We start from the raw sequence: 15,521 nt of genomic DNA, 5'->3' as shown, positions 1-15,521 counted from the left end.
GAGTTTTCAGCATTCCTCGGACGAAACATTCTCGCCGCGTGTCGTAGGGGAAACTGTGATGTGCGATGCCGTCACACGTGGACCCATGCAAGGAGCGAGCCACGGTGTCGGTCGGCTCTCGACCGAACGGGTCGAACTGGGCGTGGAGTCCGTGTGCCGGGCCGCGGCGTGCGAGCACCCGGACGTCGCCGTCGCGCTCGCGGTCCTGGGGTTGACCGCGGTGTTCGTCCTCGCCGCGGGAGCGGTGCTCACGCGACTCGACGACGCTCGCGATGCGCTCGCGCGGGAGGCGGTCCGCACGCGCGCCGAGCGGGACGCGTTCGAGCGGTTCCGGCGCCGGGTCGCGAGGCTGGAACCCACCGAACGCACGCGTCCGTCGCCGACCGCCGGGGGGACGAACGTCCTGTCCGTGCCGGCCGGCGGGGCCGCCGTCGACGACGGACTGGTCGACGCCCGTCGGGCCTATCGCGAGACCGTGATGGCGACGGCCCACTACGAGGAGGAGTACGACGAGACGCTCGCGACGAACGTCGCCGAGGAGTTCTCCGGCCCGGTCGCGAGCGCGCTCGCCGAGGAGGGGGGAACCCTGACCCCGTCCCTGCGGACGACGCTCGCGAGCGGCGCTCGGCGGGCGAGCGAGGAGCGGACGGACCTGCTCTCGCGGGTGGAGACCGAACGGTCGTCGATCGAGACGGCCGAGTCGACGCTCGCGCCGGCGGTCGACGCGGGGGAGGACGTCGTCGACCGCGAACTGTCGCACGCGACCTACACCGACCTGGTCGCGGCGTACGAACGGCTGGAGTGGCACGAGGGACGCGTGGAGTCGCTGTTGTCCGACCGGCAGACCCGGATCCACGACGAGGAGCACGACCGTCGTCGCTGGTTCGACTACCTCTACCGCTCGCTGTCGTCGCCGTATCCGGTGCTGTCGGCGGGCGCGGAAACGCTCTCGCTGATCGACGACGGGAAGTCCGCGCTCGCGTCGGCCGCGTGCAACCGCTGACCGGCCCCGGACGCGTCTCGACACCCTCCGCTCGACGTCCTCCGACCGACACCCTCCGCTCGACCGGTCCCGGCCGACCGTCGCCGTTCGACCGTTCCGACTGCCCGTTCTCGTCCGACCGCTCGCCCGCCGTTCCCACGGGTCGCCCCTCCGGGGTACGCTTTTGCCCCGGGCGACCGTCCGCGAACGCGTGAGCGACGTACTCGACGCCGACGAGATCGCGGCGGAACTGCCCGACGGATGGCACCACGACGCCGACGCCGACGAGATCGCCCGCACCTTCGAGTTCGACTCGTACCTCGAGGGCGTCGGCTTCGCGGCCGGCGCGGGCGGACTCGCGGAGGAGGCGTTCCACCACCCGTCGATGACGATCGAGTGGCGCCAGGTCGAGGTTCGACTGACCACCCACGACGCCGGCGGCGTCACCGGGAAGGACATCGACCTGGCCGAGCGGCTGAACGAACTCGCGGAGTGACGGGCGGGAGCGATGGACGCGGCGTACGTGTTCCGGGTCCGGTTCACCCTCTCGCCGCGGCGCGCGCGGATCGATCCGGACGCCTTCGAGACGGCGCTCCGGATCCCCGCGCCCCGTCCGGGCGAGGAGGGATGGCTGCTGTTTCGCGACGCGCTGTGGCACGGGGAGGCGAACGACGAGGAGCACGCGCGACAGCTCTGTGCCGACCGCCTTCCCGAGGGCGTCGAGGTGCTGTCGGCGACGTTCGCGGAGTTCGAGAGCGACGAGGCGTACCTCGAGTCGTTGCGGGCGGCCGTCGGGGAGGACCTGGCCGCGTTCCGCGCCGACTCGGTCCGGGAGGCGCTGCACAAGTACTTCGGCTCGTCGATCCGAGTGGACTCGACCGCGGAAGGCGGGTAAGCGGCGGCAAACCCGGCCGTTAGGGTGCGAAGATATAACAGCGGGAACGGCCTACTCCGTATCCCTTCGATGGTCCCCGACACGTACGACTTCTGGCTGTTCGACCTCGACGGCACGCTCGTCGACGCGGAGTGGTCGTACACCCGCGAGGTGTTCGACCGGGTCGGATCCCGCATCGGCTACGAGTTCTCCGACCGGCAGGCCGAGGTGCTGTGGCACGGGCTCTCGGGCGCGCGCGACCCGCTGCTTCGCGAGTGGGGGCTCGACCCGGGGGAGTTCTGGCCGGCGTTCCACGCCGTCGAGGACCCCCGGGCGCGGGCCGAGGCATCGTACCTCCACGACGACGCCGCGCGCCTGCTCGACGACCTCCACGAGCGGGACGTTCCCATGGGGATCGTCACCCACTGCGCGGAGTTCCTCGCGCGCCCGGTCACCGACCGGCTCGACCTGACCGCTCGATTCGACACGTTCCTCTCGTGTTCGGACGAGACGGGGTGGAAGCCCGCCCCCGACCCGCTGCGGATCGCGATGGACGACATCGGCGTCGACCCGACGAGCCAGCGCGGCGTCTACCTCGGAGACGGCGACAGCGACGTGGGCGCCGCGTGGAACGCGGGACTGGACGCCGTCCACGTCGAGCGCCACGGGCACGAGCAGCGCGGGCGCTGCGTCCGGGCGGACCACCGCGTGTGGAGCTTCGACGAGCTGCCGCGGACCGGGATCGACGACGCCGCGTGGCAATCGGGACCGGGGACCGCTCGCGCGGACGGTTCCGGCCTCGACGACGACGTGACCGACTGATCGGGGGCGTCACGGGACCCGGTCAGTCGTCCGCGTTCGCCCCGGAACCCGAACCCTCCGCGTTCCCCGCGGCGTCGATCCGCTCCCCGCGCAGCAGTCGCGCGGCGATGGAGAACGTCTGCTCGCGCGAGCGGCGCGTCGGGTAGTGGGCGGCCATGTAGCGCGCGGCGGCGACGAGGCAGTCACGACGCTCGTCGGGGTCGTCGCGGGCGTCGAACTGCCGACACGCCGCCTCGTACGCCTGAAACGTGTGGAAGTTCGTGTCCTCGACCAGCAGCGCGTTCCCCAGCTCCGCCTTCAGCCGGTCGGGGTCGCCGCCGGCGGCGAGGTAGTCCGCGACCGCGTCGCCCGCCCGTTGCACCTTCCCCTGCTGTTCGAACGCCATCCGCAGCGACTCCAACGCCGCCTCCGGGTCGGCGTCGGGCTCGCCCGTCGCCTCCGGCGCCGGCGGCGTGTTGAGGAACCGATCGAGATACACGTTCACGGCGGCGTCGAACACGCCGCGGTACAGCGCCGTCGCGTCGGTCCGCTCGGCCGCGCGGTGGACCGCGTTCGCGAACGTGAACGTGTGGTGGACCGTGTTCCAGTCGTTGAACTCGTTGCTGGTGGCGAACAGCGCCACCCGCTTGGCCGCCGCAAACGACACCGCGCTCGCGAGCTGCTCGACGGTCGCGCCGTCCTCGATCGCCCCCTCCAGCGCGTCGAACACCGTCTCGGGGTCGGCGGCGTGCAGGCGCTCGGTGAAGTCGTCCGGCTCGGTCCACGTCTCCCCTTCCCCGGCGGCGACGAGGTCGTCGAGGCGGGCGAACGTGTCCTCGCACATCGTCGCGAGGTCGTCCGGCTGCCGCCACGACGAGGTCTCCTCGGCGCGGTCGGCGGTCGCGAGCCCCCGCACGAGCGAGGCGAGCACCTCGGCGGTCCGCTCCTCGTCGTCCCAACCGACCAGGTCCAGCGCCTCGGTCGCCTTGTTCACGTAGTCGAAGGTGTGACCGGTGTTCAGGTAGCGGTGGTCCGTCGCCGCGGTGACGAGCAGCTCGGTCAGCGTCTCGCGGCCGTGGCCGGCGGCGACGGCGGTGCGCAGCACGCGCTCGGCGCCGTCGGCGTCGCGGACCTCGACGTTCTCGCGGAACCACGAACGCAGGCGCTCGACGGGAACGTCCGTGGCGGCGAACGCCTCCTGATCGAACTTCGGGGCCTCCCCGTCGCAGTCGCCGGCGACCTCCGTGAGTCCCTGGTACAGCGCCCGCTTGCGGTCCTGCTCGTCGAGATCCGGGAGGCGGTTCGAGAGCGCCGTGAGGATCGTGAGCCCGGAACTCCAGCCGTCGGCACGGTTTCGGACGCCGAACGTGACGCCGCGCTCGACGACCTCCGCGGGGTCGACTCCGCTGTCGAGGAGCGCGACGGCGGACTTCGCGAGCACGAGCCGGAGGTTCTGTTCGAGGCCGTCGTCGAGGCGCTCGCGCCAGTGGACCCCCGGCGGCTCCGTGCGTCGCGGCTCCGGGGAGACGTACACCGTCCCTTCGCTGGACTCGCCTCGCTCGTCCAGCGTGCTGACAGTCACTACGTTCCCGTCAGCGTCCCGGATCTCGGTCGGATACGTGTCCACGTCGTCGGCCCACGGATCGAAGGTGTCGCCGCAGGAGAGCTCGAACCGGGCGTGGTGCCAGTGGCAGGTGAGCACGCCCTCCTCGACGCTGCCCTCCGTGAGCGGGAAGCCCATGTGTGGACAGCGGTTGTTCACCGCGCGGACCTCGCCTTCGTGGTGGAACAACGCGATCGGCGTCCCGTCGACGGCGGTCAGCGCGCGCCCCTCCTCGCGGAGGTCCGCGAGGTCGACCGCCTCGCGGAACTCGCCGTGACTCGTGTCATCGACTGCCATGTGTCAGTGAACGATACGAACCCCGAAGAAGGTTCTCGGAACGTCGTTTCTGTAAGAACCCGGACACTCCTGGGGGCGCTCGACCTCGCTTCAGTCGGCGGTGGCCGGGGTCCGCGACCCGTTCTCCGCCATCTCCAGCACGTCGTCGAAGAAGCTCAGCGAGTCGTTCGGGCCGGGGTTCGCCTCGGGGTGGTACTGCCGGGTGACGACGGCGCACTCGTCGCTCTCGAGTCCCTCGGCGGTGTCGTCGTTCACGTTCACCTGCGTCACCTGCAGGTCGCCGGGGTCGGCGACCGAGTACCCGTGGTTCTGGGTCGTCATGACGACCTGCCCCGTCTCGAGGTCGCGAACGGGCTGGTTGACGCCGTGGTGTCCGAACGCCATCTTCTCGGTGTCGCCGCCGAACGCGCGGGCGACGATCTGCTGGCCGAGACAGATGCCCGCCAGCGGGATCTCGCCGGAGAGTTTCTCGACGAGGGCCTGCGCCGACTCGAAGTTCGCGGGGTCGCCGGGGCCGTTCGAGATGAACAGCACGTCCGGGTCCAGATCCGTGACCGTCTCGGCGTCCACGTCGTACGGCAGCACGTGCACGTCGGCGCCGCGCTCTGCCAGCGAGGAGGAGATGGAGCCCTTCATGCCGCAGTCGACGAGCGCCACGTCGTACTCGCCGCCGCCGTCGACGGTGTACGGCTCGTCCGTCGACACCTGCTTGCCGATGTCGAGGTGGTCGGACATCTCGACGCACCCCTCCAGTTCCTCCTTGGCCGCCTCCGGGGTCGCGTCCGGCCCGGCGGCGATGCCGCAGGCCATCGCGCCCTCCTCGCGCACGCTCGTGACGATGTCGCGGGTGTCGAGGTGGTCGACCGCCGGCACGCCCTCCGACTCGAGCCACTCGGCCACGTCGTCGGTGAACTCGCGGGCGATCGCGGCGTTCGGGTGAACGCGGTCGGACTCGAATCGCTCGTCTCGGACGCCGTAGTTGCCGATCAACGGGTAGGAGAACGTCAGGACCTGCTCCTCGTAGGAGGGGTCCGTGAGCGACTCCTCGTACCCGGTGTACGCGGTCGTGAAGACCAGTTCACCACGTGTCCGGCCCGGCGCGCGGGCGCGTGCCTCGAAGACACGGCCGTCGGCCAGGGCGACGTAGGCGTCCGCCATTACGAGATACACAGCGTCGGGCGGAACATAAGTGCGTCGTTCGAAGCTTCGTTACGAAATTCGTAATCTCTTTGCCGGGCCTCGGGAAAGGGCATGCATGGACGACCTGGACCGGCGGATCCTCAACCTCCTTCGACGGGACGCCCGAACGCCGTACACCGAGATCGCCGAGGAGGTCGGCACCAGCGAGGGGACGGTTCGCAACCGCGTCGACCGGATGACAAGCGACGGGGTGATCGAGCGGTTCACCGTCACCACGCGCACGGGGAACGTGAAGGCGATGGTGGAGATCTCCGTCGACATGAACGTCGACACGAGCGCGGTCTCCGACCGGCTCGCCGACTGGGAGGAGGTGGACTTCGTGTGGCAGGTGTCGGGACAGGAGGACATCGTGCTCATCGTCGACTGCGTCGACACCCGCGCGGTCAACGAGCTCATCTCGCGCGCCCGCGAGCTGGACGAGATCGAGGGGACGAAGACGCGACTCATTCTGGACGAGCGGCTCGGCTGACGCGGGTCCGCACGAGTCGTCCCCGTCCCGTCCCCGTTCCGTACCGGTCGCCTCACCGTTCCCGACCGGCCCGCCACCGTCGAGCGTGGATGGCGGTATATGCGCGGTCCACGACGCGCTGGAGGCCGTCGAACCGGAGCACCGGCTCCGTCCGACCCGCGCGGACCGCGTCCGCGACCGCCCGCGGCGTGGGCTCGTCGCCGTCGACATCGACGACCGTGTACGCCCGCCCGACCTCGACCGGGTAGTGCGCGTCGCTCCCGCCGACCAGCGGGAGGTCGAGTCGCTCCGCGAGCCGGCGGGTTCGCGACTCGTGTTCGGGGTTCTTTCCGTTGATCTCCACGGCGTCGAAGTCGGCACCGCTCCTGCGGGCCATGCTCCCGCGGAACGGGTGCGCGAGGATCGCCGCACAGCCCCGCTCGTGTGCGAGCGCGACGGCCTCCTCGGGGGTGTGCTCTCCGGGCGTCGTCCGCGCCGGCGGGTTCGCCCCGACGATCACCACGTGCCCCCGCGTCGTCGACACCTCGATCCCCGGCACCGTCGGGAACGCGGTCTCCGCGGAGTAGGCGTAGTCGTGGTTCGTCACGGCGAGCGCGTCGAGGCCGCGTCGACGGGCCGCCGCCGTCTGGAGGCGCAGCCCGACCGGGTCGTAGGCGGTCGGGCGGCCGACGCGGCCGTGGAAGAAGCGGGTGTGGCTGTGGAGGTCGACGGCGAACCGGGTCACGGCGGCGATGCTCGCCCCGAGGGCTTCGGTGTTGCGGATGCCGGTAGAGCCTTTTGTCCGTGGCACCGACAGCACGTCCATGCGCGTCCTCGTCAGGAACCCCAACAGCGGCGACGGAAAGCGAAGCGCCCGCGCCGCCGACCTCGCCCGCGACCGCGGGTTCGACGTCCGCGACTCGACGAGAGCCGGCGAGACGTACGACCTCGCCCGGGAGGCCGCCGTCGGGGGTGCCGAACTCGTCGCTGCCTGCGGCGGGGACGGGACGCTCAACGAGGTGGTCCACGGCGTCGACGACGCCGACCGCCTGGACGACACCGAACTCGGGGTAGTCCCCGCCGGCACCGGCAACGACTTCGCCGACAACGTCGGGATCCGCGGGGTCGACCACGCCTTCGAGGTGCTGGAATCCGGCGAGCGGCGCCGGATCGATCTGGGGAGCGTCGACCTCCCGGCGGACCCGGAGATCGACCGGGACGACGCGCTCCCGCCGCGACCGTTCCTCAACTCCTGTGTCGGCGGGCTGACCGCCGAGTCGAGCGCGCGGACGAAGCCGGCGTCCAAGCGGCGACTCGGCGTGCTCGCGTACGTTCTCACGACGATGGCGCACACGCGGGGCTTCGAGGGGCTGGAACTGGAGGTTCGTGTGGGGTCCGAGCGCGACCCGACGTGGGAGGGGACGGCCGCGATGCTGCTCGTCGGCAACGGCCGACGGTTCCCGGGGGAGCAGCGCCGGCAGGCGAACATGGAGGACGGCAAGCTCAACGTCGTCGTGGTCGAGGACGCGCCTGCGATCGATTACCTCGCCCGGGGCGCCGCCGACCGGTTCCTGCGGCGCGGCGCGTCCCACCTCACGCGGGTGAAGGCGTCGTCGCTCGTCGTCGACGCCGCCAGGCCGCGGCAGTTCTCGCTCGACGGCGAGCTCGTGGAACGCCGCCACGTCGAGTTCGGCTGCCGCCCCCGAGCCATGCGGTTCGCCGTCGGCGAGGCGTACGACACCCACCCGGAGGAGAACCCGCCGGACGTCTCCTGACCCCTCGGGCCGCCCGTCCGGTCGCGCGGACGCGACCCGACCACCCCCGCCGCGTCGCGGTCGACCGAAGCGGTCATGGTCCAGCCTGACGCAGAACGCGCCATGAGCACTGAGGACGCCGGCGCGAGCGACGCCGCGGCGACCGCGACCGAGGAACCGGAACACGAGAACGCCATGCAGGACGTGATCGCCGTCGACAGCGACGACGAACCGCAGGGCACGGTGAACCGACTGGACGCCCACACCGGCGACGGCATCCGCCACCGCGCGTTCACCTGCCTCGTCTTCGACTCGAACGGTCGCCTCCTGCTGGGCCAACGCGCGCCCGGCAAGCGCCTGTGGGGGACGTACTGGGACGGCACGGTCGCCTCCCACCCCGTCGAGGGACAGACGCAGAAGGAGGCCACCCGACAGCGGCTGGAGGAGGAGCTCGGCATCACTCCCGACCAGTACGACGAGGTGGCGCTCACCGACCGCTTCGAGTACAAGCGCTACTTCGAGAACGCGGGGCTGGAGTGGGAGGTCTGTGCGGTCCTGAAGGTCACGCTGGAGGACGACGCGCTCGACCCCGACGAGGAGGAGATCGCGGGCCTACTGTGGGTCGACTACGAGCACCTCCACGAGCACCCCGAGTGGTATCGCCAACTGCGCCTGTGCCCGTGGTTCGAGATCGCCATGCGGCGCGACTTCGAGTAGCGCCACGAACCGACCCCATGCCCGCCGATCGCCTCCTGTTGCCGGCGACCGTCCGCGACGCGCTCCACGAGCGGCGGGCCGCGGGCGCGCCCGCGGAGGTGTGCGGCGTGCTCGTCGGCGACCGCGGTGGTGACGTGGACAGCGGGGGCGACGCGGACAGCGCGGGCGACGGCGTCGTAGAAACCGACGCGGCCGACCGCGTCGCCGAGGCGGTCCCCGTCGCCAACGTCGCGGACGATCCCGAGCGCTTCTACGAACTCGACCCCGCGGAGACGGTCGTCGCCATCGAGGACGCCGAGGCCCACGGCCGCGACGTGATCGGCTTCTATCACAGTCACCCGCGCGGCCCGGCCGAGCCCTCCGAAACCGACCGCGGGCGGGCGACGTGGACGGGCTCCGTCTACGCGATCGTCGCGCCCGATGAGATCGTCGCGTACCGCTGGACCGGCGAGTCGTTCCGGTCGCTCCGGGTCGAAACGCCGTAATGCCCTGACCGTCAACGTCGGGTATGACCGACAGCGACGCCGACGCGGGCGGCACGGACACCCCCGACGTGGACACGCACGCTCGCGGCGACAGCCCCGCCGAGCCGGATCTCTACGACGACCTCTCGGGACAGGCAGCCTTCGTGACCGGAGCCAACCGCGGCATCGGCGCCGAGATCGCGAGCAACCTCGCCGAGTTGGGCGCGACAGTCTACGCGGGCGTCCGCAGCGTCACCTACGACCTCCCCGACGAGTACGAGCGCGTCACCCTCGACGTGAGTCAGGAGGGCGACATCCAGGACGCGCTCAACCGGATCGGCGAGGACGAGGACGGCCTCGACGTCCTCGTCAACAACGCCGGCGTCGGCCACTTCGGCGCGGCGCTGCACGAGGAGCGGAGCCACCACGTCGACCACTCCATCTCGGTGAACCTCCGCGGGCCGATGCTGCTGTGCAAGTACGCGATCCCGCCGATGCTGAACACGGAGACGCCGCGGATCGTCAACGTCTCCTCGGGGATGGGCGCGCTCGGGGAGGAACAGTCCGGCGGGTCGCCCGCCTACCGCGTGACCAAGACGGGGCTCAACGGACTCACGAAGTACCTCCACGGCGAGTACGCCGACGAGGGACTCATCGCCAACTCGGTGTGCCCCGGCTGGGTCCACACCGAGATGGGCGGCGAGGAGGCGCCGCGAACGCCCGCCGAGGGCGCCGAGACCCCGACGTGGCTCGCGCGCTTCCGTGACGGTCCCGGCGGGCGGTTCTGGCGCGACCGCGAGGTCATCGACTGGTGAGGTCGACACGGCCGGCGGTGGCGTCGCGCTCGTCGTCGCGGCGTCTCAAAGCGGGAGGAGGTCGCGGAACTCCCGGATCTCCTCGTCCATGACGCCGTAGGCGGTGACGCGGTGGCCGTTGTGGGAGAAGACGGCGTACCGCGGGCTGCGAACGCCGACGATCCGCTCGGTCGGGATCGAGACGTAGTCGTAGCCGTCCGTGCCGATCTGGTCGAACCCGACGACCCACGGCCAGTCCTCGATGACGAACGCCGCCGCCAGCACCACCGGCTCGCCGTCCTCGTAGTACACCTTGGCGACCGAGGCCTCGTCGGCGATAGGGGCGTCGGCGTCCGTCCCGCTCTCCTCGCCGAGCGTCGCCGGCGCCGCCTCGCCGTCGCTCTCCGGTCGTGTGTGCCCGTTGTCGCTCTCGGATGTGGCGTCCTCGTCGTGAGTCGGGGGCTCGTCCTGGCGTCGTGTCTCGGCGTGGGTCGGTGTCTCCGTGTCGTCGGCCATGATCTCCCCTTCGTCCTGACGGGACATAATCACGTAGTGAGCCGTGCTCGCTCGTCACAGCCGCGGGCCCGATCTCGCCCGGCTCCGGCGCTATCAAACCGTTTATACCGGTCCGACGGGAATCGCGGGGTATGCCGAGAGAGCAGAAGCAGGTCCGCGAACTGCAGGAGGGGAGCTACGTGATGATGGACGACTCCCCCTGCAAGATCAACGCCTACAGCACCGCCAAGCCCGGAAAGCACGGGAGCGCGAAGGCCCGCATCGAGGGCAAGGGCGTGTTCGACGACAGGAAACGCTCGCTCTCCCAGCCCGTCGACGCGAAGGTCTGGGTCCCGATCATCCAGCGAAAGCAGGGGCAGGTCGTCTCCATCTCCGGCGACGACGCGCAGGTCATGGACCTCGACACCTACGAGACGTTCACGATGCGCGTCCCCGAGGACGAGGACTTCACGCCCGACCAGAACATCGAGTACCTCGAGTACGAGGGACAGCGGAAAGTCGTCGGATAGTTCCATGCGGTTCCCCGGCGCGTCCGTCGATCGCGACGAGGCGGCGTACGTCCTCACGGGCGCCCCGCTCGACGCGACGACGACGTTCCAGCCGGGGACCCGCTTCGGGCCCGACAGGGTCCGAAAGTTCGCTTCGACCTACGACGACTACGACCGACGAACCGACTCGTTCTTCTCCGATCTCCGCGTCCACGACGCGGGCGACGTGCCCGCGTGGGACGCGGTCGACGACTACCTCGATCACCTGAGCGCCGAGCTTCGCGCGGCGGCCATCGACGACGCCGTCCCCCTCCTCCTGGGCGGCGAGCACACCGTCACTTGGGGGGGCGTCCGCGCGACCGACCCCGACGTGCTCGTCACGCTCGACGCGCACCTCGACCTCCGCGACGAGTACGACGGCAACCCGCTGAACCACGCCTGCGTCGTCCGCCGCTGCCTCGACGGGCTCCCGGCCGACGGCGCGGACGACGCTGACGGGGCGGACGAGGCGGACGCCCCCGACACCGACGACCGCCCGACGGTCGACGAGGTCGTGGTCCTCGGCGCGCGCACCGGCTCCCCGGAGGAGTGGGAGCGCGCGGACGCGCCCGACGTGACCGTCGTCGCGCCCGAGGACGTGGCCGACTGGACGCGCGAGTTCGACGGCCTCGATGACCGCGACGCGTACCTCTCGATCGACATCGACGGCGCCGACCCGGGGTTCGCGCCGGGGACCGGAACGATGGAGCCGTTCGGGCTCTCCCCGCGGGAGATGCGCGACGCCGTTCGCGCGGTCGCGCCCCACTGCGTCGGCGTCGACGCGGTGGAGGTGAACGACCGCGACGACGGCCAGGCGGCCGCGCTGGCCGGGAAACTGCTCCGGGAGGCGGTGTACTCCCACGCCGACGCGAACTGAACTCTCCCGCGTTCGGGACCGGTCCACGTCACCGGCACGGTGACCGGTCCACGTCGCCGACGCGGTGGCTACAAACGTCCGCCAGTCGAACGCCCCTCCATGCAGCGATCGGAGTTCGTCGACCGACTCGACGATGAGCTGGACACCGACGCGTACGCCGACCTCGACGCCTCCCCAAACGGGCTGCAGGTCGGGAGCGACGCGGGCGAGGTCGAGACCGTCGCCTTCGCGGTCGACGCGGTCGAGGCGACGGCCGAGGCCGCCGTCGACCTCGGCGCCGACGCGCTCGTCACCCACCACGGGATGATCTGGGGCGGCCTGGACCGCGTGACCGGCCGCGAGTACGACCGCATCGAGCCGCTCGTCGCGAACGACGTGTCCCTGTACGTCTCGCACCTCCCGCTCGACGGCCAGCAGGAACTGGGCAACTGCGCCGGCGTCGCGGACGTGCTCGGGCTCGTCGACCGCGAGCCGTTCGGCGAGATCGGGCCGGAGTACGTCGGCCAGCGCGGCGTCGCGCCCGAGGGCTACACGGCCGAGGAGCTCGCGGCGACGCTGGAGGCGGAGTTGGACCACGGCGGGGAGGGCGTACAGACGCTCGCGTTCGGCCCCGACGAGATCGAGTCGGTCGGGATCGTCACCGGCAGCGGGAGCGACTGGCTGCGGGAGGCAGAGGAGCTGGGGCTCGACGCGCTCGTCACCGGCGAGGGGAAGGGGAAGGCGTACCACGAGGCGCGCGAGGCCGGCGTCTCCGTGTTCCTCGCGGGCCACTACGCGACCGAGACGTTCGGCGTGCGCGCGCTGCAGTCGCTCGCCGACGACTGGGGACTGGAGACGCACTACATCGACCACCCGACGGGACTGTAGCGGGAACGCTCGCCGACCATCTCGGCGAGGAACCGGCCGCCAGCGTCGTCGGGATCGCCGGCGTCGAGGCGCCCCCGCGAACCACGCGGTTCAAGCGCCCCCCGACCGCACGGCAGGACATGAGCGACGAGGGCCACGAGGGGAGCGACGAGCACGAGCACGGCGACGGCGGCCACCACCGGCCCGAGCGCGAGGCGTTCGACCACGACCCGCTTGGGCACGCGCGGGTCCGTGGCGGCATGACCGTCGCCGAACTGGTCGAGCAGTACGGGCACGCCGGCATCGGCGCCGAGTCGGTCCACGGCGCCGCGGACGTGCTCTCGGGGATGTGGGCCGACGACGACTGCACCGTCTTCGTCTCGCTCGCGGGCGCGATGGTGCCGACCGGGATGCGACGGATCGTGGCCGACCTCATCCGGGACGGCTACGTCGACGCGCTCGTGACGACCGGGGCGAACCTCACCCACGACGCGATCGAGGCCATCGGCGGGAAGCACCACCACGGCGAGGAACGACAGGAGGGGAAGACCCTCCGCGAGCACGACGAGCAGCTCCGCGACGAGGAGGTCGACCGGATCTACAACGTCTACCTCCCGCAGGAGCACTTCGCGGAGTTCGAGGCGCACCTCCGCGAGGAGGTGTTCCCGCCGCTGGCCGAGCGCGACGGCGCCGTCTCCATCGCCGAGTTGACCGCCGAGTTGGGCCGCGCGAACGCCGCCGTGAACGAGCGCGAGGGCGTCGACGAGGGCCCCGGCGTCGCCGCCGCGGCCTACGAACACGACGTGCCGATCTACTGTCCTGCAGTACAGGATTCGGTACTCGGGTTGCAGGCGTGGATGTACAGCCAGACCTCCGACCTGACGCTCGACGCGCTGGCGGACATGACACCGCTGACGGACCAGGCGTTCGAGGCCGACAACGCCGGCTGCCTGCTGATCGGCGGCGGCGTGCCGAAGAACTTCACGCTCCAGACGATGCTCGTGACGCCGCGGGCGTACGACTACGCGGTGCAGATCACGATGGATCCGGAGGCGACCGGCGGGCTCTCCGGGGCGACGCTGGAGGAGGCGCGGTCGTGGGGGAAGCTGGAGAAGGACGCGGAGAACGCCTCCGTCTACGGCGACGCGACGGTGTTCCTCCCGCTGCTCGTCGCGGCGGCGCGCGAGCGGGTCGAGGTCGAGTAGGACTGGTAGCCGCTACCCGTCGATCCGTTCCTCTCGTACGTGTCGTTCGAGTTCCGCTGCGGAGTCGAATCCCCTGCCACAGTCGTGGCAGAAGACGCGGTCGGAGCCGGTGAGACTCATGGGTGTCGGTCGCATACCTCGGGGCGTCCTTGAAACCGACGGCTCGTGACAACGGTTGCCACGTCCGGTTCGATCGTTGACACCGGCGGCGGTCCCGATCGCGGTCCCGGCTCGCTCAGGAGTGTCGCGGCGCGTGGTCGTCGGCGCGGCGGGGCCACGGCAGCAGCGAGAGCCCGTCGCCGACGCCGTCGGGGAGCGCTCTGCGGATTCCGGCGACGAACGGACCGGGGTCGTCGAGCGTGAGGTAGTCGAAGTGAGGCTCACGGACGATCGAGGCGACGATATCCCAGAGTGTGCCGGGGACGGAGGGTCGCTCGACGTGTGGCGAGTCGTCCGTCAGGACGCTCATGAGGTAGCCGAACTCGCCGTAGAGCATGTGGGTCCCGACGCCGACGTCGTAGCCGTCGTCGATCGCGTCGGCCTGTCCGGTCGCCGCCAGCCAGTAGTACCAGGGGAAGTCGGCGCCCGCGCGGACCGTCGACGGGAGCGACTGCCACATCCGCGGGTTGATCTCGGTCAGGACGTACTCGCCGGTCGCGGCGTCGCGCATGTACTCGATGCACGCGAGGCCGTGCCAGTCGAGTTCCTCCAGCAGCGCCCGCCCGACCTGCTCCAGTTCGGGATCGGCGATCGACCGGCGATAGACGCCGCCGCCCCCGGTGTAGGAGTTCCCGCGGATCTGGCGGTGTTGGAACGTCGCGAGCGGATCGCCGTGGTCGTACAGCCCGGTGAACATGAACTCGCCGTCGGTGTGGACGAACTCCTGCACGATGGGGTCGTGACCCATCTCGGCACGGATCCTCGCCACGTCGGGCGTCTCGCCGAGGCCGACGTGGTGGATGTCCTTCACGACGTCCACGTCGGCCGGCCCCAGTTCGTCGAGGGACGCACCCGTGAGGACGTTGTATCGCGACTTGATCAGCAACTCCGGCGTCCAGTCGTCGACGTCCGAGAGACGCCGGGTCTCGGGGACCGGGACGCCGGCCGCCTCCGCGGCCGCCGCGAGCTGGAGGCGGTCGAAGACGCGCTCCAACTGCGGCATCGAGGGAACGACCACGGAGACGTGTTCGGCGAACGACGCCTCGTACCGCGACAGCACGTAGCTGTCCTCCGGGCGAACCGGGACGATCGTCCGCACGTCGTCGCGTTCGGCCAGCGCCATGAGCGCGTCCCGATACGTCAGCAGGTCCGCTCGCGGTGGCGGGAGCGTGACCGACTCGTCGCAGTAGCGCGACGCGGCCGCCGGGACGTCCGGCTTCTCCGATGCGACGATCGTGCCCACTCCCTGCCGTGCGAGCGACCGGACGCACGCACACGTCGCTCCGTCGTACCCTGTCGGGATCAGCGCGCGCTCGCGCCTCCCGTTCGCGGAGTCCATTCGTTCCGCTACGTTGGGCGGGACCCGCGATTAGTATGCGGCGCCGATCCGTGAGTACGGTGAAAATAACCGGCAGATCTGCCGTCTCCTCATTCGACACGCCGCGATCGGATCGGAT

The 15,521-nt window shown here is 70.9% G+C and carries 18 protein-coding genes; 13 read left to right on the top strand and 5 right to left on the bottom strand.

The window, feature by feature from the left end:
* Nucleotides 1-85: 85 nt before the first annotated feature.
* The 4 genes from GRX01_RS00875 to GRX01_RS00860 all read left to right on the top strand — a co-directional run bounded on the left by GRX01_RS00875 (nt 86) and on the right by GRX01_RS00860 (nt 2,678).
* Entirely contained in the window at nt 86-1,003 is a 918-nt protein-coding gene (locus GRX01_RS00875; RefSeq protein ID WP_159662503.1) for a DUF7260 family protein, read from the top strand.
* A 190-nt stretch (nt 1,004-1,193) separates the two neighbouring features.
* The gene (locus GRX01_RS00870) at nt 1,194-1,478 is read left to right on the top strand and encodes a 4a-hydroxytetrahydrobiopterin dehydratase (RefSeq protein WP_321167845.1); all 285 of its coding nucleotides are present in this window, start codon (nt 1,194-1,196) and stop codon (nt 1,476-1,478) included.
* A 12-nt stretch (nt 1,479-1,490) separates the two neighbouring features.
* Nucleotides 1,491-1,877: an LWR-salt protein gene (lwrS, locus tag GRX01_RS00865; RefSeq protein WP_159662499.1), complete on the top strand. Its 387-nt coding sequence runs from the start codon at nt 1,491-1,493 to the stop codon at nt 1,875-1,877.
* A 69-nt stretch (nt 1,878-1,946) separates the two neighbouring features.
* Nucleotides 1,947-2,678, top strand: a complete 732-nt coding sequence (locus GRX01_RS00860) for an HAD family hydrolase (protein WP_159662497.1) — start codon at nt 1,947-1,949, stop codon at nt 2,676-2,678.
* A gap of 22 nt (nt 2,679-2,700) precedes the next feature.
* On the opposite strand, the gene GRX01_RS00855 is transcribed toward GRX01_RS00860, so the two are convergent.
* Together GRX01_RS00855 and carA are read right to left on the bottom strand one after the other, a co-directional pair.
* Nucleotides 2,701-4,557, bottom strand: a complete 1,857-nt coding sequence (locus GRX01_RS00855) for a Rieske (2Fe-2S) protein (RefSeq protein WP_159662495.1) — start codon at nt 4,555-4,557, stop codon at nt 2,701-2,703.
* A gap of 90 nt (nt 4,558-4,647) precedes the next feature.
* Nucleotides 4,648-5,715, bottom strand: coding sequence for a glutamine-hydrolyzing carbamoyl-phosphate synthase small subunit (gene carA, locus GRX01_RS00850; protein ID WP_159662493.1), 1,068 nt, complete (start codon nt 5,713-5,715; stop codon nt 4,648-4,650).
* Between the two features lie 97 nt (nt 5,716-5,812).
* Between carA and GRX01_RS00845 the strand changes: the two genes are divergently transcribed.
* On the top strand, nt 5,813-6,226 hold the full coding sequence (locus tag GRX01_RS00845; RefSeq protein WP_159662482.1) for an Lrp/AsnC family transcriptional regulator: 414 nt from the start codon (nt 5,813-5,815) through the stop codon (nt 6,224-6,226).
* Nucleotides 6,227-6,278: 52 nt separating this feature from the next.
* On the opposite strand, the gene GRX01_RS00840 is transcribed toward GRX01_RS00845, so the two are convergent.
* Entirely contained in the window at nt 6,279-7,016 is a 738-nt protein-coding gene (locus tag GRX01_RS00840; RefSeq protein ID WP_321167844.1) for a PHP domain-containing protein, read from the bottom strand.
* 13 nt (nt 7,017-7,029) lie between these two features.
* Between GRX01_RS00840 and GRX01_RS00835 the strand changes: the two genes are divergently transcribed.
* The 4 genes from GRX01_RS00835 (at nt 7,030) to GRX01_RS00820 (ending at nt 9,955) form a co-directional block, all read left to right on the top strand.
* Nucleotides 7,030-7,980 carry a diacylglycerol/lipid kinase family protein gene (locus tag GRX01_RS00835; protein WP_159662478.1) on the top strand — a complete coding sequence of 317 codons (951 nt, stop codon included), beginning with the start codon at nt 7,030-7,032 and terminating at the stop codon, nt 7,978-7,980.
* 102 nt (nt 7,981-8,082) lie between these two features.
* Nucleotides 8,083-8,676, top strand: a complete 594-nt coding sequence (locus GRX01_RS00830; RefSeq protein WP_159662476.1) for an NUDIX hydrolase — start codon at nt 8,083-8,085, stop codon at nt 8,674-8,676.
* 17 nt (nt 8,677-8,693) lie between these two features.
* On the top strand, nt 8,694-9,161 hold the full coding sequence (locus GRX01_RS00825; protein WP_159662474.1) for a desampylase: 468 nt from the start codon (nt 8,694-8,696) through the stop codon (nt 9,159-9,161).
* 23 nt (nt 9,162-9,184) lie between these two features.
* Nucleotides 9,185-9,955: an SDR family NAD(P)-dependent oxidoreductase gene (locus GRX01_RS00820; RefSeq protein ID WP_159662472.1), complete on the top strand. Its 771-nt coding sequence runs from the start codon at nt 9,185-9,187 to the stop codon at nt 9,953-9,955.
* A 45-nt stretch (nt 9,956-10,000) separates the two neighbouring features.
* On the opposite strand, the gene GRX01_RS00815 is transcribed toward GRX01_RS00820, so the two are convergent.
* A complete protein-coding gene (locus GRX01_RS00815) occupies nt 10,001-10,450 on the bottom strand; it encodes a hypothetical protein (protein WP_159662470.1) in 450 nt (149 codons plus the stop codon).
* Nucleotides 10,451-10,581: 131 nt separating this feature from the next.
* Here GRX01_RS00815 and GRX01_RS00810 point away from each other — a divergent pair, with 131 nt between their 5' ends.
* The 4 genes from GRX01_RS00810 to GRX01_RS00795 all read left to right on the top strand — a co-directional run bounded on the left by GRX01_RS00810 (nt 10,582) and on the right by GRX01_RS00795 (nt 13,905).
* Entirely contained in the window at nt 10,582-10,959 is a 378-nt protein-coding gene (locus GRX01_RS00810) for a translation initiation factor IF-5A (RefSeq protein ID WP_159662468.1), read from the top strand.
* A gap of 4 nt (nt 10,960-10,963) precedes the next feature.
* Nucleotides 10,964-11,854, top strand: coding sequence for an arginase family protein (locus GRX01_RS00805; protein ID WP_159662466.1), 891 nt, complete (start codon nt 10,964-10,966; stop codon nt 11,852-11,854).
* Nucleotides 11,855-11,953: 99 nt separating this feature from the next.
* Nucleotides 11,954-12,721 carry a Nif3-like dinuclear metal center hexameric protein gene (locus tag GRX01_RS00800; protein WP_159662464.1) on the top strand — a complete coding sequence of 256 codons (768 nt, stop codon included), beginning with the start codon at nt 11,954-11,956 and terminating at the stop codon, nt 12,719-12,721.
* 119 nt (nt 12,722-12,840) lie between these two features.
* Nucleotides 12,841-13,905 carry a deoxyhypusine synthase gene (locus GRX01_RS00795; RefSeq protein ID WP_159662452.1) on the top strand — a complete coding sequence of 355 codons (1,065 nt, stop codon included), beginning with the start codon at nt 12,841-12,843 and terminating at the stop codon, nt 13,903-13,905.
* 235 nt (nt 13,906-14,140) lie between these two features.
* On the opposite strand, the gene GRX01_RS00790 is transcribed toward GRX01_RS00795, so the two are convergent.
* The gene (locus GRX01_RS00790) at nt 14,141-15,403 is read right to left on the bottom strand and encodes a carboxylate--amine ligase (RefSeq protein WP_201289460.1); all 1,263 of its coding nucleotides are present in this window, start codon (nt 15,401-15,403) and stop codon (nt 14,141-14,143) included.
* Between the last annotated feature and the right edge of the window lie 118 nt (nt 15,404-15,521).

Origin of the sequence: Halobaculum saliterrae (genome assembly GCF_009831625.1) — an archaeon.
GTDB classification, from domain to species: Archaea; Halobacteriota; Halobacteria; order Halobacteriales; family Haloferacaceae; genus Halobaculum; species Halobaculum saliterrae.
The sequence above is the reverse complement of the archived record's forward strand: the minus strand, read 5'-3'. Positions and strand labels throughout refer to the sequence as shown.